The sequence below is a fragment of the Streptomyces tsukubensis genome (genome assembly GCF_003932715.1).
GTDB classification, from domain to species: domain Bacteria; phylum Actinomycetota; class Actinomycetes; order Streptomycetales; family Streptomycetaceae; genus Streptomyces; species Streptomyces tsukubensis.
In genome coordinates this window covers 5,350,297-5,367,436 of sequence record NZ_CP020700.1, presented here as the reverse complement: position 1 = coordinate 5,367,436, position 17,140 = coordinate 5,350,297, and the positions used below count along the sequence as shown (strand labels likewise).

Sequence of the window (17,140 nt, the reverse complement as noted above, 5' to 3'; positions counted from 1 at the left end):
TACCGGCGGCGGGTAAGGAGCCGCGGCGAGAGTGCACGACCCGGGGCAAAACGCCTACTGCCTAGTACGGTGTGCGTGTGTCAGAGAACGTCCCCGCTGTCCGCTCGTCCCGTCGGCTTCCGCGTATCACCGCCGGGTTCGCGGTGCTCGCCGCGCTGATCGGCTATGTCGTGGTGCAGCAGTCCACCGGCAACGGCGCCCCCGGTTGCACGGTGCGGGCCGCTTCGGGCGGCGGCGGTCCGGTGTACGAGCTGAGCAACGAGCAGGCGGCGAACGCGGCGACGATCTCCGCGGTCGGCACCACTCGTCTGCTGCCGGAGCGTGCGGTCACCATCGCCCTGGCGACCGCGCTCCAGGAGTCGGGGCTGCGGAACATCGCCCACGGCGACCGTGATTCCCTCGGTCTGTTCCAGCAGCGGCCGTCGAAGGGCTGGGGCACGCCGGAGCAGATCCTGGATCCGGTGTACTCGGCCGGGAAGTTCTACGACGGTCTGGCGGCGGTGCCCGGCTATTCGCGGCTGCCGCTGACGGTCGCCGCGCAGCGGGTGCAGCGCAGCGGTTTCCCGCAGGCGTACGCGAAGCACGAGACGAATGCGGCGCTGCTGGCCGCCGCGCTGACCGGGCGGGCGGGCGCGGCGCTGACCTGCGTTCCGGGCAGCGGTACGAGGGGCGCGGGCGATCCGGCCCGGGTCCGGGCCGAGCTGGTGAGGGCCTTCGGCCCGGCCGTGCTGCCGAAGGCGGGTGCGGAGGGGGCCGCGGCGGGGCCGGGTGCCCGGGAGGTGTCCGTGCCGGTGCGTCCGGGGGCCACGGCCGGCGGTCCGGTCGCCGGTGGCGGGGCCGCGCGGGGCTGGGAGCTGGCGCACTGGGCCGTGGCCCGGGCCCAGCAGCTGCGGATCGCGGAGGTCTCGTACGGCGGCCGGGTGTGGCGTGCCGACGATGCGGACGGGGGCTGGAGCAGGGGCGGGCCGGAACGCGATGTACGCGATGCACGCGATGGAGGCGATGGAGGCGGCGGCGGGCGGACGGAGGCGGCGGGCTCCGCGGGCACAGAAACAGAAGCAGACACAGGCACAGGCACGGTCCGCATTCGACTCGAACGCTGATGCGGGAAGTCCCCCGCAGGGGTGAGCGGTCGGACCTCTCCCCCCTGGGTGCGGCGGATGGCCGCCGACCCCTCCCGCCACCCCTCCAGACCCTTGAAAAACCAGGGAAGTGACGGTTCGGCAGCCGGTCGCGGCGGACGGCATTCGCCCGCTTTTACCCAGGGTCGATAATGCGATGCATTACGAACTCTTTACCTCGGGGTGCCGCAACTTACCCCGCCCTTCTCGCGGTTGTCACGGCGAAACATCCATGCCCCCTCGTCTCAAGGAGCATCATGTCCCTCCCCCTGACCCGTCGGATCGCCCGCGCCGCCCTGCTCATCGCGGCCGGCGCAGCCCCCGTGGTCGGTGCGGCCGGTTCCGCGAGCGCCGTCGACCTCGCGCAGGCCGTACCGGTCGCCGGGCTGACCGCGCTCGACGCCGACGGCGTCAGCGGCACCCTGGACGGCGCCGCGCGGCAGACCTCCGAGCTGGCCGGGCAGACGGGCGGCGACGCCGTCAAGCAGTCCGTCCCCGCCGCGGGCCGGGCGGTCGGCGGTACGGGCCGGACGGCGGCCCCCGCCGCCCAGGAGACCGCGGGCGAGGCCGCGGGCAACGCGGGCGGTCTGCTCGGCAAGACCGCCGACGGCGCGACGACGGCCCTGGGCGAAAGCGGTCTGACGGCGGGCTCCCTGGAGGGCGGGCTGCCGACCGAGAGCCTGCCCACCGAGGGGCTGACGGCGGGCAGCCTGCCCGTCAGCGCGCTGCCGACGGAGAGCCTGCCGCTCACCTGATCCGGGGTGGCGCGAAGGGGCCCGGGGAGCGGACGTCCGCTCCCCGGGCCCCTTCGCCGTACCCGCGTATCCGCTCCCCGGTACCGGAAGCACCGGGCCGGGAGCACCGGGGGCCGGCACGGCTCAGCCCGCTGCCGCCAGCCGTTTCACCGCCGCGTCGACCCGCTCGTCCGTGGCCGTGAACGCCACCCGGACGAAGGACTCCCCCGCCTCGCCGTAGAAGTCACCGGGCGCCACCAGGATCCCCAGCCCCGCCAGATGCGCGACGGTCTCCCAGCAGGACTCGCCCCGCGTCGCCCACAGATAGAGGCTGGCCTCCGAGTGTTCGATCCGGAAGCCGTGGCCCTCCAGGGCGGTCCGCAGCGCCGCGCGCCGGGCCGCGTACCGCGCCCGCTGCTCCGCCACGTGTACGTCGTCGCCGAGCGCGGCCACCGTCGCGGCCTGTACCGGCGCCGGGACCATCATCCCGCCGTGCTTGCGGACCGCCAGCAGCTCGCCCAGCACCGCCTCGTCGCCCGCGATGAACGCGGCCCGGTATCCGGCCAGGTTGGACCGCTTGGAGAGGGAGTGGACGGCGACCAGGCCCTCGTACGTACCGCCGCAGACCTCCGGGTGGAGCACGGAGACCGGTTCGGCCTCCCAGCCCAGCTCCAGATAGCACTCGTCGCTGAAGACCAGGACGCCGTGCCGCCGGGCCCAGGCCACGATCCGGATCAGCTCGTCCTTGGCGAGCACCCGTCCGGTCGGGTTCGACGGGGAGTTCAGCCAGAGCAGCTTCAGCCCGTCCGGGTCGAGTTCGGTCGGGTCGTCGTAGACCTCGGGCGTCGCCCCGCACAGCCGGGCGCCGACCTCGTACGTCGGATAGGCCAGCCGGGGGTAGGCGACCCGGTCGCCGGGGCCCAGGCCCAGCTGGGTGGGCAGCCAGGCCACCAGCTCCTTGGAGCCCACCACGGGCAGGACGTTGCGGTGCCCGGCACCGGCCGCGCCGAGCCGCCGGCCGACCCAGTCCGCCAGGGCGTCGCGCAGCGCGGGCGTACCCCAGACGGTGGGATAGCCGGGTGAATCGGCCGCGGCCACCAGCGCCTCGCGGATCAGCTCCGGAACGGGGTCGACGGGCGTACCGACCGAGAGGTCGACGATTCCGTCCGGGTGGGCCGCGGCGGTCGCCTTGTACGGCTCCAGCCGGTCCCAGGGGAAGACGGGCAGACGCGCGGAGACCCGGCGCGGATCGCCCGCGGCGCCGGGGCCGGAACCGGTCGGGGATGCGGATGAGGCTGCGGACACGGGCTGTTCTCTTTCTCGTACGGGCTCGTACGGGCCCGTACCGGATGGGGACGAGCCCGTACCGGGTGCGGACGGCCGGAACGGAAACGCAACGGTCCCGTACGGACGTCGACCGTACGGGACCGGCAGTGCGGTGATCGGCGGACCGCCGACCGCCGGTTACTGGTTCTGCGGCGGCAGACCGGCGACGAAGGGGTGGTCGCGCTCGATCAGCCCGAGCTTGGAGGCACCGCCCGGCGAGCCCAGCTCGTCGAAGAACTCGACGTTCGCCTTGTAGTAGTCCTTCCACTCCTCCGGCGTGTCGTCCTCGTAGAAGATCGCCTCGACGGGGCAGACCGGCTCACAGGCACCACAGTCGACGCACTCGTCGGGGTGGATGTACAAGGACCGGGAACCCTCGTAGATGCAGTCGACGGGGCACTCCTCGATGCAGGCCTTGTCCTTGACGTCGACACAAGGCTGCGCGATGACGTAGGTCACGCTGTCGTTCCTCCTCGGTAGGGCTGTGGCTTGCGCGGGAGCGCGGCGTCGTCGATGCCCGCCCCTAGTATCTCCGTTCTCGGGGACGATCCGAACAGGAGGGGCGCACAGAGCAGTGGAAATCACCGGCGCGGGACGGCTCGAAGTCCGTATTACACCCCTTGACGTGGGCAAACGGGTATCAATCCGACGCCTGGTCGATCCCTCGGAGGGGGCGGGGACCTTCACTGACGTGGTCGGTGTTCTCACATCATGGGACGAAAGTGGTGTGCTGGTGATCACACGGCGCACCGGCCAGGTGGTCCGCGTTCCGGAGACGTCGCTGGTCGCGGGGAAAACCGTCCCCGCCGCCCCGGCCCGACGCCGCGGCCCCGCGGCGGACTTCGCGGAGCTGACCCGGGTGGCGTCCCGGGCCTGGCGGCCGGTGGAGAGCGAACGGCTCGGCGAGTGGGAGCTGCGGGCCGCGTCCGGCTTCACCCGGCGGGCCAACTCGGCGCTGGCGCTGGGCGATCCGGGCGTACCCCTGGACGAGGCGCTCGACCGGGTGCGGTCGTGGTACGCGGAGCGGTCCCTGCCCGCGTACGTCCAGGCGGCCACGGGCGCGGCGGGGACCCAGGAGGCGCTGTGCGCGGCGCTGGAGGAGCGGGGCTGGACGCGGGAGGTGTCGGCGGACGTACGGATCGGAGCGCTGGCCCCGGTCGCCGACCTCGACGCGGACCGGGACCGGGTGACCCTGTCCCGGACGGCGGGCGGGCCCGGCGGGGGCTGGCTCCGGCGGTACCAGCGGGCTTCTGGGGAGCCGGCGCCGCACATGCTGCGGGTTCTGGAGAGCGGTCCTTCGGTCTGGTTCGCCTCGGTGGCCGCCGAGTCCGGTGACGGGTCCGGTGACGGGTCCGGGTCCGGGGACGACGGGACTCCGGTCGCGATCGGGCGGTGCGTCGTCGACGGGCGCTGGGCCGGTTTCATGGCGGTCGAGGTCGATCCGGCCCGGCGGCGCCGCGGTCTGGCGCGGGCCGTGATGGCGGCCCTGGCCGGGCGGGCGCTGGAGGAGGGGGCGTCGGCGGCGTGGCTCCAGGTCGAGAAGGAGAACACGGCGGCGGGCGCGCTCTACGCGGGCATGGGCTTCACCACGCACCACAGCTACCACCACTACCGCGGGCCGCGGGACTGAACGGGACGGTACGGAGCGGGACGGTACGGGGCGGGACGGTACGGAGAGCGGACCGCTCGGTTCCGTACCGATCGGCCCGCTCCGGTCCGCTCCGGTCCGGCCCCGTACCGGCCGGACCGCTCGGTTCCGCCGAGACTCCCTCTCGCGGCGAGTGGACGCGGCGGGGGCTCGTTGGGTACCTGTGGGCCTATGCACGACGACTCAGCCGCCTCCGCCGACCCGGCGGGCCATCTGCGCCGGTTCGCCGAAGAGGCCCGTGCCGACCGGCCCGATCTGTCCCTGCTCTGTCTGCTGCTGGGGGCGGTCGCGGACGGCGCGGACGACGATTCGGCGGTCGACGCCGCCCAGATCGAACTGGACCGCCTGGCCGGGCTGCTGCCGTACGGACTCCGTACGCCTCTGGCCTGGGCGGCCGCCCTGGAGCGGCTGCTCGGCGGTGAACTCGGCTTCCACGGCACCCCCGCGGACTACGGGCGCCTGGAGTCGTCCCTGCTCCACGAGGTGCTGCGGCGGCGGCGCGGACTGCCGATCCTGCTCTCCGTGGTCTGGGTGGAGGTGGCCCGGCGGGCGGGCGCACCGGTGTACGGGGTCGCGCTGCCCGGGCACTTCGTCGTCGGCTTCGGGGAGCCGGAGGAACAGGTCCTGGCCGACCCCTTCGGCGGTGGCCGCGTGCTGTCGGAGTCGGATGCGTCGCTGCTGGTCGAGGGGGCGACGGGGGCACGTCTCGAACCGTCGATGCTGAAGCCCGCGCCCGCGCAGGACGTGCTGGTCCGCATCCTCAACAACATCCGTGCCTGGGCCACGGCCCGCCCCGAACGCTCGGATGTGGCGCTGTGGGCGGTGGACCTGTCCCTGCTCCTCCCCTCCCACCCGGCCCGGCTGCGCTACGAACGCGCCCAACTCCTGGTCCGGCGAGGAGACTTCCTGACCGGCGCGGCGGAGCTGGACGCCTACGCCGATGTGGTCGCGATGGTCGAACCGGCGACGGCGGAGGCGGTACGGGGCCGGGCCCGGGCGGCCCGGGCGATGCTGAACTGACGCCCCCGCCGAGATGTGTGCGGCCCCCGCCCGGATCCGGGTGGGGGCCGCACACATCTCGGGGCCACTCGGCCCGTCGCTGTCGCTACTTGATGTCCACCGTGCGGTCCTGCCGGGTCTCGCCGCGCAGGGCCGGACCCATCGCCTTGGCGATGTCATCGGCGTTGAGCTGCTGCTTCTTACCGTCGGCCTTGGTGACCATGACGCCCTGGAAGGTGCCGCCGACCAGCTCTTCGATGGCTTCCTTGTTGTAGACCTCCACCAGCTTGCCGTTCACGGCCTTCATGGAGAGGATCCGCGGCAGCGAACGCTGCGGGCCGAAGTCGATCTTCCGGCCGCCCGCCCTGATCGTGATCAGATCGGACATCGCGGGCTCGGCGAACTCCTTCTCGGCCCGGTCCAGCTCCGCCTGGCTGATCGACGGCTGGAGACCGGCGACGGGAAGCTGTACGGCGTTCGGGCGGCCGGACTCGACCTGGGCCCGGTACGCGTCCTTGACCATCGTCAGCGAGCGGTTGACGTCGATGCCCTGACCGGCCTTGCCGGGGACGACGACGATCTTCCCGGGCTCGAACCTGATCGTGCCCTCGACGGCCGAGCCGGAGTTGCCCGCCAGATCGGCGAGGGCCACCCGCAGCTTCTCCTCGTCGATGACGATCTCCGGTTCGGCGACGCGCTCGCCGCCGAAGAGGGAGCCGATCACCGACATCGGGTTGTAGTCGCTGCCCGCCGCGTTGCGGACGGTGGTCTGGGCGTCGAAGGACAGGCCCGCCTTGTCCGGGGCGAGCGCGATCTTCTTGCCGCCGACGGACAGCTGGAGCGGGGTCGCGGCACGTTTGCCGAGGGCGCCCTGGAGCTTGTCGACGGCCTGGTCGCGGGTGCCGCCGCCGATGTCGACGCCGAGGACCGTGGTGCTCTTCGGCACATCGGAGTGGTTGAGCAGCAGCCCGGCGCCGTAGGCGACGGCGCCCAGGACGACCACGGCGACACCGATCAGGGCCGTCTTGGAGCGGCCCTTCTTGGCGGGCGGCGGGGGCGCCGGACGGGAGGCCGGAGCGGGAGCCGGAGCCGTGGACTCAGAGGCGGGCGAGCCGCCCGGGCCGGACGGACCGGAGGGCTTCCCGGCGGCGCCGGGACCCGCCGGGAACGGCGACTCCGCATCGGGCCGGACGGGAGGCACTCCGCTGGTCAGGGTGTCCCCCGAGACATGGTCCCCGGGCCCGCCCTGACCTGCGGGGGCCCCGGGGCCGCCGGGACCCGCGGGGCGGCCCGGTGCGGGTCGCTGCGGGGTCAGGACGGCGGTGTCGTCGGACATCCGCGGCGGCGCCGCGACGGCACCCGCGTGCACCGGCGCGCCGGTCTGCATGGCTCCGCGGGCCGGGCCCGTCGTCGGCCCGTCGGGTCCGGCACCGGCCGACGGACGCACACCGTGCGGCGGGGCGTCGGAGCCGGGGGCGAAACCGGCGGGTGCGGCCGTTCCCGCGCCCGCCGCTCCCGAGAGGTCGCTGAGGGCGCTGTGGGGGCGGCCCGTACCGGAACCGCCGGGTCCGTGCGGACCGCCGGGGCCGCCCGGCGCAGGGCCCGCACCGGCGGGTGCACCGCCGGGAACGCCCGCGCCCGGATCGACGGGCACCTTGATGCCGGCGCCGTTGGTCCCGGACCTCCGCGGCGCGAACCAGTCGTTCGACGCCTTGTCACCCGCGGCCGCTCCGCCGTCGGCGGGCGCCGGAGCGCCGGGGCCACCGGGACCAGCAGGACCACCGAACGAAGGCACCGGCATCGCAGCCGTACGCTCCGCCTCGGCTTCACCACCGGAGCCGCCCGGTGCCGCGGGGGCGTCCGCCGCCCCGGCACCCGGCTCGTTGGCCGGTTTGCGCACCACGACGGGCGGAATCGGCCGTGATCCGGGAATGTTGATCCGGATCCGGGTGGTGATCGTCGTCTCGGTCTTGGGCTCGGACTTGGCCGCGTCCGGCTTCTTCGGCTCGCCGTCGGCCGCCGCGCCGCCGCCGAAGCGGCCGGACCCGTACGGCGGTGTCCCCGAGGGGTAGGCGGCTCCACCGCGCCCCTGGGGCCCGGAGGACGAACTATCAGTTTCACGACTCAAAGCAGGATCTCCCGGTTGGCTCCGCCGCCCGTCTCTTACTGTGTCCTCGTTCGCTGGGCGGCTCGGCGGCGCGCACCACCATACTGGCCGCCGGTGACACGCACGCCGCGACTGTGGAAAGGGCACCGGATCGGCCCTGTTCCACCACTGGTGTACGACTGCCGGATCGCTCCGGCCGTCAGTGCGGCCCGTACGGACGGGGGTTCGGCCGCCGGGACACCGGCTCCGGCCTGCGTTCGTACTGATGTCCGCCCGTCCGGGCGGGCTCCGGGCCGCCGGGAGCGGTACCGGTTACGGTGTCACGCTCCCGTGGGTGCCCCGTGGACGGGGCGCCGGGGCGCCCTACTTCTCAAGTCGCCCCGGACCGCGGCCCGGTTGCGCCGGTCCGCCCAGGGTGGCGCACATCACAGCGACGACCATCCCGCCGAGGATGAAGAGCAGCGGTCCGATCCCGGCGCCGAACAGTGCGTCGCCCTCGGGGCGTCCGAGGCTCAGCACGACGATCGCGACCAGCCAGCCGGCGCCCGCCGCGGCCACCCCGAGCTGGTTGCCCAGCGCCGTACGGGCTCCGTAGAAGAGTCCGGCGGAGCCGAGCAGGGCGAGCAGCAGCCCGGCCGGGAACCAGGCCGCCTGGACCAGGGATCCGGCGGTGCCGACGACCGCGCCGAGCGGGACGAGAAGGAGGTACGCGGCGATCCGGCCCGGCCGGGGCTTCTGCGCCGTCCAGTCGCGGGTGAGGCCCGTACCGGGTGCCGTGCTCATGCGGGCACCCCGGCCGTGCCGGGGACCTCCGGGCCTGCGGCGTCCGGGATCCCGGCGAAGAGGTCGTCCTCGCGGCGCCCCCGGGGAACACCCGGCTCGCCTTCGGCCAACTGGTAGTACTCGGTGGCGAAGATCGGCTGGCCGAGGTCGTTGGAGAGGGCGAAGAACGGCCCGTCCACGGCGATCTGGGTGGCGTGCGCGCGCATCGCGGCCGCCTTCCGCTCCGCGTAGGCGCTGCCGTCGATCGCCGCGGTGATCTCGTCGTCCTCGACGACACCGGGGACGTCGTCGACCGCCGCGACGCCGGGGAAGCCGACCCCGGCCGCCCTGAGTGCGGCGAAGCCCTCTTCGGCGACGGAGCGCGGCACCCGGGTCCAGTAGATCTTGGCGACCGTCCACGGATCCCCGAGGTCGCGCCGGAAGGCCCGCTCGGCGGCCAGCTCGGCGGCGCGCATGGCGACGCGGTGGGCCTGGATATGGTCCGGGTGGCCGTAGCCGCCGTGGGGGTCGTACGTGACCATGACCTGGGGGCGTACGGAGCGGATGATCTCCACGAGATGCGGGGCCGCGTCGTCGACGGGCGTGTTCCAGAAGGCGCCCTCGCGGCGGTTCTGGGGCAGGCCCATCATTCCCGAGTCCCGGTAGCGCCCGGGGCCGCCCAGGAAGCGGTGGTCGGTGACGCCCAGCTCCTTCATGGCGGCGGACAGCTCACCGATGCGGTACTCGCCGAGGGAGTCGTCGTGGTCGGCCGCGAGATGGGCGAGATCGGGCGGGATGACCTCGCCCTCCTCGCCGAGGGTGCAGGTCACCAGGGTGACCCTGGCGCCGCCGGCCGCGTACCGGGCCATCGTGGCGCCGTTCGTGATCGACTCGTCGTCCGGGTGCGCGTGCACAAGGAGCAGACGACGGGTGGAAAGATCCTTCATGGACACAGCCTACGAGGCCGCGCCGGGGCGCGTGGCGGAACGTGAAGTCCCCCGGCCACAGGTCGGTCGATCCACGGACCGCCGGAGGTCGGATCCGGGCCGTACCGCTCACGTACGGTCCCATGCGGTCGCATCGGTCGCATCGGTTGCGTGCGGATGCAACGCGATCCCGCGGCGGTCCCTCCGGGGTGGCCGGGGAACCGCCCCGGGTGCGTCCGGATCGCGGGAGGTTCGCCCGGCCCTGACAGCCGGGTCGGGTGGGACCCGCCGTGCCGGGGCGGACCGGGCCGGACCGGGTCGGACGGCGGGGCTCGGCCGGAGGGTGACTCGTGGCCGGGTGGGGTCGGGATCGCAGCCGGGGGCGCGGTCGGGGTCGGCAGGGGTCGGGGACACGGACGGACCGCCGCCGGGCAGGACGGAGCGGCGCCGGACCGGCGCACGCAGGGCGCAGGACCGGCGCTGAACCGGCGCGGAGCCGGAAGCGGCCAAAAAGAAGGACCCCCGCACACGTGCGGGAGCCCGGTCAGAACTTCAGGTCACCGATCATGTCACCGACACTCGTCGTCAGATCGGTGATCGTCGGCTCGAAGGACGAGCTGGCGAGGAAGAAACCGAACAACACGCAGACAACCGCATGCCCGCCCTTGAGTCCGGACTTCCGGACCAGCAGGAAGACGACGATCGCCAGCAGCACCACCGCCGAAACTGAGAGTGCCACGGCGGTTCACCTCCACAGATATTCGATCGGGACAGGCAGGTTGCACGCGCAGATGGTTCCTACCCATCTCGCGCTACGGATCATAACTATCCGTACTAACGCATCAGTCGGTGCACGGCAGCACGCGGGGGCGCACAGCGCACTAGATTCGATGGCATGACCACGAGGCAACACAGCTCCTTTCCACGCCAGTTCGCCCGTACCCAGCGGTTTTCCCTGGGCGCACCACGCTCGTTCACGGTGGCATCGGACGGCTCCCGCGTGGTCTTCATCCGTTCGGTGTCCGGAACCGACCGGGAGGGCGGGCTGTGGGTGCTCGACCTCGACGACCACCCCACCACGGTAGGGCCGGAAGGGGCTTTCCGGGAACGGCCGGTGGCCGATCCCCGTGCCCTGTTGGGGAATTCGCAGGAGCAACTGTCGACGGCGGAGCTGGCCCGCCGGGAGCGGAGCCGGGACGGGTCGGCGGGCATCGTGGGCTACGCGGTCGACGGGAGGGTGGAACTGGCGGCCTTCGCCCTCTCCGGACGTCTGTTCACGGCGGAGTTGCGGACGGGCGCGTCCCGCGAACTACCCGTACGGGGGCCGGTGATCGACCCGAGGCCCTCACCCGACGGGAAGCTGGTCGCCTATGTCTCCGGCGGCGCGCTGCGGGTCGTCGGCTCGGACGGCGGCGGGGACCGGGCCCTCGCGGAGCCCTCGCCCGAGGAGGCCGGGGACGGCGGGGAGGCCGGAGCGGGCGGGGTCTCGTACGGCTCCGCCGAGTACATCGCGGCGGAGAGCATGGGCCGTGACCGGGGCTACTGGTGGGCCCCGGAGTCGGACCGGCTGCTGGTCGCGCGGGTCGACGACCGGGCGGTACGGCGCTGGTGGATCGCGGATCCGGCGCGGCCGGACCGGGACCCGCGCCGGGTCGCGTACCCCTCGGCCGGGACCGCCAACGCCGAGGTGCGCCTCTTCCTGGTCCCCGTCGGCGGCGGGGCGCGGACCGAGGTGGTCTGGGACCGGGACGCCTATCCCTATCTGGCGCGGGTGCACTGGTCGGCGGCGGGGGCGCCGCTGCTGCTGGTGCAGGCGCGGGACCAGCGCACCCAGCGCTGTCTGACCGTCGACACCGGTTCCGGCGAGACCCGTACCGTCCACGTGGACGAGGATCCGATCTGGCTTGAACTTTTCCCTGCGGTACCCGCCTGGACGCCCCGCGGGCAGCTGGTCCGGATCTCCGACGAGGGCGGCGCGCGGGTGCTGAAGGTCGGAGACCGGGCGCTGACCGGCGCCGGGCTCCAGGTACGGGCCGTCCTCGGCATCGGTGACGAGGACGTCCTCGTAGCGACCGCGGCGGGAGCCGGGGCCGAGGAGCCGGAGCTGGGCGAGGTCCATGTCCACCGGGTCGGGGAACGGGGCGTCGAGAGGATCTCCGAGGGCCCCGGGGTGCACACCGCGGTCGGCTCGGGCCCGGTGACCGTGCTGATCTCCGCCCGCCCCGGCGTGCCCGGCACGGAGTACGCGGTGCTGCGCGACGGCAAGCGGGTCGCCACGATCGCCTCGTACGCCGAGAGGCCCGTGCTCACCGCCCGGCCCCGGCTGGTCGCCGCGGGCGAACGGAGCATCCCCTGCGCGGTGCTGCTGCCGACGGGCTACGAGCGGTCCCGGGGTCCGCTGCCCGTGCTGATGGACCCTTACGGCGGCCCCCGGGCCCGTAAGGCCGTCGCCGCCCACGACGCCCATCTCACCTCCCAGTGGTTCGCCGACCAGGGGTTCGCGGTGGTCGTCGCGGACGGGCGGGGCACCCCCGGGCCGAACCCGGCCTGGGAGAAGGCGGTCGCGGGCGATTTCGGTGTGGTCCTCGACGACCAGATCGCGGCGCTGCACGCGCTCGCCGGGGATTTCCCGCTCGACCTGGGTCGGGTCGCGATCCGGGGCTGGTCCTTCGGGGGCTTCCTCGCGGCGATGGCCGTACTGCGCCGGCCCGATGTCTTCCACGCGGCGGTCGCGGGGGCGCCCGCGACGGACCAGCGGCTGTACGACACCCACTACACGGAGCGGTATCTCGGCCACCCGGACGAGCACCCCGAGGTGTACGCGGCGAATTCGCTCGTCACGGACGAGGGGCTGAGCGGCGCGGCGGAGCCCGCCCGACCGCTGATGATCGTCCACGGTTTCGCCGACGACAATGTGGTGATCGCGCACTCCCTGCGCCTGTCCTCCGCCCTGCTGGCGGCGGGCCGCCCGCACGAGGTGCTGCCGCTGAGCGGGGTGACCCATATGACGCCGCAGGAGGAGGTGGCGGAGAATCTGCTCCACCTCCAGGTGGACTTCCTCCGGCGGAGTCTCGGCATCGGCCGGGCCGCGAGCTGACGGGCGGTCCGGCGCGGGTGCCGGCCGGGGCCACTCCAGGAGGCCCCGGCCGGAGTACGGCACCCGCACGGCCGTACGCCCCGCAGCCTGCCGGGCCCGTATATCGGCGCGGAGACAACCGGATTGCCGCCGTGTAAAAGAGTGTCAGCCGTTCGGCGGAGTGCCGGGACCCGGGGTGCCGGGGTGGTCGGGATGGTTTCCGGGGTCCTGCGGACGGTCGGGGTCGGTGGGGCTGGTGGGTCCTGTGGTGTCTCCTGCCGGACCCGGCTCCTGCGGAGCGGCCGGCTTCCCCGGCGGGACCACCTGCCGCTCCTCCGCGAAGTGGCAGGCCGAGGGGTGCCGTACCGGACCCTCCTCCGCGAGCCGGAACTCCGCCGGGACGGCCAGCAGCGGCACCTCCAGCGCACACCGCTCCTGCGCCTTCCAGCAGCGGGTGCGGAAGCGGCAGCCGGAGGGGATGTGCGCGGGTGAGGGCGGATCCCCGCCGAGGATGATCCGCTCGCGGTGGGCCCGTGCCTCCGGGTCCGGTACGGGCACGGCGGAGAGCAGCGCCTGGGTGTACGGATGCGTCGGATGGTCGTAGATCTCCTCGTGGCGCCCCAGCTCCACCACCCGTCCCAGGTACATCACGCCCACCCGGTCGGAGATATGCCGCACGATCGACAGGTCGTGGGCGATGAAGACCAGGCTGAGGCCGAACTCGCGCTGGAGCCGCATCAGGAGGTTGACCACCTGTGCCTGGACGGAGACGTCGAGGGCCGAGACGGGTTCGTCGGCGACCACGATCTCCGGGCGCAGTGCCAGTCCGCGGGCGATCCCGATGCGCTGCCGCTGGCCGCCGCTGAACTGGTGGGGGTAGCGGTTGATGTAGTCCGGGTCGAGGCCGACGGTGTCGAGGAGTTCCCGGACCCGGCGCCGCCGGTCGCCCTTGGGTGCCGCCTCGGGGTGGATGTCGTACGGTTCCCCGACGATGTCCCCGATGGTCATCCGGGGGTTCAGGGAGGTGTACGGGTCCTGGAACACCATCTGGATATTGCGGCGCACGGCCTTGAGGGCCCGTCCGGACAGCCGGGTGATGTCCTCGCCCCGGTAGCGGATCCGGCCCGCGGTGGGCCGTTCGAGCTGGACGAGCATGCGGGCGAGGGTGGACTTGCCGCAGCCGGATTCACCGACGATGCCGAGGGTCTCGCCGCCGTAGAGGTCGAGGTCCACTCCGTCGACGGCGCGGACGGCGCCCACCTGGCGGCGGAAGAGGATGCCCTGGGTGAGGGGGTAGTGCTTGACCAGCTCGCGGACTTCGAGGATCGGCTCGGCGGTGGTGCCGGCGGCCGCCGGCTGAACGGTGGTCTCAGTCACGGCCGTCCGCCTCCTCGTCGCGCGGGGTGGCGGTATCGGGGCCCGGACCTGCGGCGGCGCCCGGGCCCGCGGCCGTACCGCCGTCCCCGGCGCCCCGCGCACCACCCGTACCGCCTGCACGGTCCGCACCCGCCGCACCCGCCGCACCCGCCGCACCCGCCGCACCCGCCAGCGTTTCGCGCCAGAAGTGGCAGGCGCTGAGGCGGCCCGGTCCCGCCTCGTACAGCGGTGGTACATCCGTCCGGCAGACGTCCCGGGCGATCGGGCAGCGGGGGTGGAACGCACAGCCCGGGGGGATTCGCTGAAGATTCGGCGGCAGCCCTTTGATCGCGTACAGCTCGTGCCCCTTCTGGTCGAGCCGGGGCACGGAATCGAGGAGTCCGCGGGTGTAGGGGTGGGCCGGGGCGCGGTAGATGTCGTGGACCGGGGCGGATTCGACGATCCGGCCCGCGTACATCACGGCGATCCGGTCCGCCACGTCCGCGACGACCCCGAGGTCGTGGGTGATCAGGATCAGCCCCATGGCGAACTCGTCCCGCAGTCCGGCGAGCAGCTCCATGACCTGGGCCTGGACGGTGACGTCCAGAGCGGTGGTGGGCTCGTCCGCGATGATCAGGGCGGGTTCGAGGGCGAGTGCCATCGCGATCATGATGCGCTGGCGCATACCGCCGGAGAACTGGTGCGGATAGTCCCCGGCGCGTTCGGCGGCGGCCGGGATGCCGACGCGCTCCATCAGCTCCACGGCCCTGGCACGGGCCTCCTTGCGCTTCAGCTTCCGGTGGACGGTGTACATCTCGGCCAGCTGGGTGCCGACGCTCAGGACGGGATTGAGGGCGGAGAGCGCGTCCTGGAAGATCATGGCGATCTCCGCGCCGCGGACCCGGCGCCGCTCGGACTCCTTGAGGGTGAGCAGATCGCGGCCGCGGAAGAGCACCTGCCCGCCGGAGACCCGGCCGGGCGGGCTGTCGAGGATGCCCATCACGGCCTGGGCGGTGACGGACTTCCCCGAGCCGGATTCGCCGAGCACGGCGAGGGTCTCGCCCTCGGCGACGCCGTAACTCACTCCATTGACGGCCTTGGCGACCCCGTCGCGGGTACGGAACTCGACCTGGAGATCGCGGACTTCGAGCAGCATCCCGGCACTCTCCTCAGCGCAGCTTGGGGTCGAGGGCGTCGCGGACCGCGTCGCCGAGCATGATGAACGCCAGCACCGTGATCGCCAGCGCGCCGGCGGGCCAGAGCAGCATGTGCGGGGCGTTGCGGATGTAGGGGGAGGCGGCGGAGATGTCGATGCCCCAGGAGACGGTCGGGGGTTTGAGGCCGACGCCGAGGTAGGACAGGGTCGCTTCCAGGGAGATGTACGTGCCGAGGGCGATGGTCGCGACGACGATGACGGGCGCGACGGCGTTCGGTGCGATGTGGCGGAGCAGCATGCGGGAGTTGGAGGCGCCGAGGGCGCGGGCGGCCTGGACGTAGTCGTTCTGTTTGGCGGTGATCACCGAACCGCGGGCGATCCGGCAGACCTGCGGCCAGCCGAGCAGGACCATGAAGCCGATGACGGGCCAGACGGTGTTGCTGGTGACGACGGAGAGCAGGACGAGTCCGCCGAGGACGACCGGGATGGCGAAGAAGATATCGGTGACCCGGGAGAGCACGGCGTCGCCCGCGCCGCCGAAGAATCCGGCGAGACCGCCGAGGACGGAGCCGAGGAGCGCGACGCCGAGGGTGGCGCAGAAGCCCACGGTGACCGAGGCCCGGGCCCCGTACACGGTCCGGGTGTAGACGTCGCAGCCCTGGCCGTCGAAGCCGAAGGGGTGGCCGGACTGGGAGCCCTCCTGCGATTTCGCGAGATCGCAGTCGAGGGGGTTCTGGGAGGTGATGGCCTGCGGCCAGATCGCGATGAACACCAGGAAGAGGATGACCAGCGCGGAGATGAGGAAGACCGGGTTGCGGCGCAGATCGTGCCAGGCGTCGGACCAGAGGCTGCGGGGCTTGGCCGCGGGTCCGGTGCCCTGCGGGCCGCCCTCGGGGCGCTGCTCCAGGGTCGCGCCCTCCGCGGTGGCCAGGTCCATGGTGCCGCCCGCGCCGGTGGGCGCGATCGCGCCGCCGAGGGTGCCGTCGGGATCGTACTGCGGCTCAGGCATAGCGGATCCTCGGGTCGAGTACGGCGTACAGCAGGTCGACGAGCAGGTTGATCAGCAGGAAGACCAGCACCAGTACGGTCACGAAGCCGACCACGGTCTGGGTGTTCTGGCGGACGATGCCCTGGTAGAGCTGGTAGCCGACGCCGTGGATGTTGAAGATCCGCTCGGTGACGATCGCCCCGCCCATCAGGGCTCCGACGTCCGCGCCGATGAAGGTGACGACGGGGATGAGGGAGTTGCGCAGCAGATGGCGGGTGACGACGCGGTGGCGGGGCAGCCCTTTGGCGCGGGCCGTGCGGACGTAGTCGGAGCGGGCGTTCTCGGCGATGGAGGTGCGGGTGAGGCGGGTGACGTACGCCAGGGAGACGGAGGCCAGCACCAGTCCGGGGACGATCAGTTCGTCGAGGGGGGCGCCGGGTGAGACGGCGGGTTTGATGATGCCCCACTCGACGCCGAGCAGAAGCTGGAGCAGCAGACCGGTGACGAAGGTCGGCACGGAGATCACGACGAGGGTGAGCAGCAGGACGCCGGTGTCGATCGGGCGGCCGCGCCAGAGCCCGGTGAGCACGCCCAGGCTGATGCCGATGACGATCTCGAAGCAGATGGCGACGAGGGTGAGCCGGATGGTGACGGGGAAGGCGGCGGCCATCAGTTCGGTGACGGGCTGTCCGTTGAAGGCGGTGCCGAAGTCGCCCTGGAAGACGTTGCCCATATAGGTCGCGTACTGCTGCCAGAGGGGTTGGTCGAGGCCGTACTGCGCGCGGAGCTGGGCGGTGGTGGCGGGGTCGCACTGGATCTGGCCGCAGAGCCCGGCGATGGGGTCGCCCATCACGTTGACCATCAGGAAGATGAGGAGGGTGGCGCCGAAGAAGACCGGGATCATCTGGAGCAGACGCCGGATCACATAACGTCCCATGGGG

At 73.0% G+C, this 17,140-nt stretch carries 15 protein-coding genes; 5 read left to right on the top strand and 10 right to left on the bottom strand.

The annotated features are described in order from the left end of the window. Nucleotides 1–77 precede the first annotated feature (77 nt). Complete coding sequence (locus tag B7R87_RS22275) at nt 78–1,103, top strand: hypothetical protein (RefSeq protein ID WP_130584852.1); 1,026 nt, start codon at nt 78–80, stop codon at nt 1,101–1,103. A gap of 275 nt (nt 1,104–1,378) precedes the next feature. Then, nucleotides 1,379–1,876 (top strand): ATP-binding protein, encoded by a 498-nt coding sequence (locus B7R87_RS22270; RefSeq protein ID WP_130584853.1) that lies wholly within the window; start codon nt 1,379–1,381, stop codon nt 1,874–1,876. A 123-nt stretch (nt 1,877–1,999) separates the two neighbouring features. Here B7R87_RS22270 and dapC read toward each other — a convergent pair whose 3' ends face one another. Together dapC and fdxA are read right to left on the bottom strand one after the other, a co-directional pair. Beyond that, nucleotides 2,000–3,082 (bottom strand): succinyldiaminopimelate transaminase, encoded by a 1,083-nt coding sequence (gene dapC, locus B7R87_RS22265; protein WP_040914444.1) that lies wholly within the window; start codon nt 3,080–3,082, stop codon nt 2,000–2,002. 237 nt (nt 3,083–3,319) lie between these two features. Continuing rightward, nucleotides 3,320–3,640 (bottom strand): ferredoxin, encoded by a 321-nt coding sequence (gene fdxA, locus B7R87_RS22260; protein ID WP_006346810.1) that lies wholly within the window; start codon nt 3,638–3,640, stop codon nt 3,320–3,322. 115 nt (nt 3,641–3,755) lie between these two features. On the opposite strand from fdxA, the gene B7R87_RS22255 reads away from it, so the two are divergent. Both B7R87_RS22255 and B7R87_RS22250 read left to right on the top strand, forming a co-directional pair. Continuing rightward, nucleotides 3,756–4,811 (top strand): GNAT family N-acetyltransferase, encoded by a 1,056-nt coding sequence (locus B7R87_RS22255; RefSeq protein ID WP_040914442.1) that lies wholly within the window; start codon nt 3,756–3,758, stop codon nt 4,809–4,811. 189 nt (nt 4,812–5,000) lie between these two features. After that, entirely contained in the window at nt 5,001–5,849 is an 849-nt protein-coding gene (locus tag B7R87_RS22250; RefSeq protein WP_006346812.1) for a transglutaminase-like domain-containing protein, read from the top strand. 85 nt (nt 5,850–5,934) lie between these two features. Here the strand turns inward: B7R87_RS22250 and B7R87_RS22245 are convergent, their stop codons facing one another. The 4 genes from B7R87_RS22245 to B7R87_RS22230 form a co-directional block, all read right to left on the bottom strand. Beyond that, a complete protein-coding gene (locus tag B7R87_RS22245; protein ID WP_130584854.1) occupies nt 5,935–7,956 on the bottom strand; it encodes a peptidoglycan binding domain-containing protein in 2,022 nt (673 codons plus the stop codon). A 342-nt stretch (nt 7,957–8,298) separates the two neighbouring features. After that, nucleotides 8,299–8,718 (bottom strand): DUF6113 family protein, encoded by a 420-nt coding sequence (locus tag B7R87_RS22240; protein ID WP_006346814.1) that lies wholly within the window; start codon nt 8,716–8,718, stop codon nt 8,299–8,301. Beyond that, on the bottom strand, nt 8,715–9,644 hold the full coding sequence (gene mshB, locus B7R87_RS22235; protein ID WP_006346815.1) for an N-acetyl-1-D-myo-inositol-2-amino-2-deoxy-alpha-D-glucopyranoside deacetylase: 930 nt from the start codon (nt 9,642–9,644) through the stop codon (nt 8,715–8,717). The genes B7R87_RS22240 and mshB overlap by 4 nt, the downstream gene beginning before the upstream one ends. A gap of 523 nt (nt 9,645–10,167) precedes the next feature. Further along, the gene (locus B7R87_RS22230) at nt 10,168–10,362 is read right to left on the bottom strand and encodes a hypothetical protein (protein ID WP_006346816.1); all 195 of its coding nucleotides are present in this window, start codon (nt 10,360–10,362) and stop codon (nt 10,168–10,170) included. Nucleotides 10,363–10,518: 156 nt separating this feature from the next. On the opposite strand from B7R87_RS22230, the gene B7R87_RS22225 reads away from it, so the two are divergent. Continuing rightward, nucleotides 10,519–12,720: a S9 family peptidase gene (locus B7R87_RS22225; RefSeq protein ID WP_078902150.1), complete on the top strand. Its 2,202-nt coding sequence runs from the start codon at nt 10,519–10,521 to the stop codon at nt 12,718–12,720. Nucleotides 12,721–12,864: 144 nt separating this feature from the next. Here the strand turns inward: B7R87_RS22225 and B7R87_RS22220 are convergent, their stop codons facing one another. The 4 genes from B7R87_RS22220 to B7R87_RS22205 are packed head-to-tail and all read right to left on the bottom strand — an operon-like array spanning nt 12,865 to nt 17,136. Beyond that, nucleotides 12,865–14,076, bottom strand: a complete 1,212-nt coding sequence (locus B7R87_RS22220) for an ABC transporter ATP-binding protein (RefSeq protein ID WP_006346818.1) — start codon at nt 14,074–14,076, stop codon at nt 12,865–12,867. Beyond that, nucleotides 14,069–15,211 (bottom strand): ABC transporter ATP-binding protein, encoded by a 1,143-nt coding sequence (locus B7R87_RS22215; RefSeq protein ID WP_130584855.1) that lies wholly within the window; start codon nt 15,209–15,211, stop codon nt 14,069–14,071. The genes B7R87_RS22220 and B7R87_RS22215 overlap by 8 nt, the downstream gene beginning before the upstream one ends. A 13-nt stretch (nt 15,212–15,224) precedes the next feature. Beyond that, a complete protein-coding gene (locus B7R87_RS22210) occupies nt 15,225–16,220 on the bottom strand; it encodes an ABC transporter permease (protein WP_006346820.1) in 996 nt (331 codons plus the stop codon). Next, on the bottom strand, nt 16,213–17,136 hold the full coding sequence (locus tag B7R87_RS22205; protein ID WP_006346821.1) for an ABC transporter permease: 924 nt from the start codon (nt 17,134–17,136) through the stop codon (nt 16,213–16,215). The genes B7R87_RS22210 and B7R87_RS22205 overlap by 8 nt, the downstream gene beginning before the upstream one ends. Nucleotides 17,137–17,140: the final 4 nt, after the last annotated feature.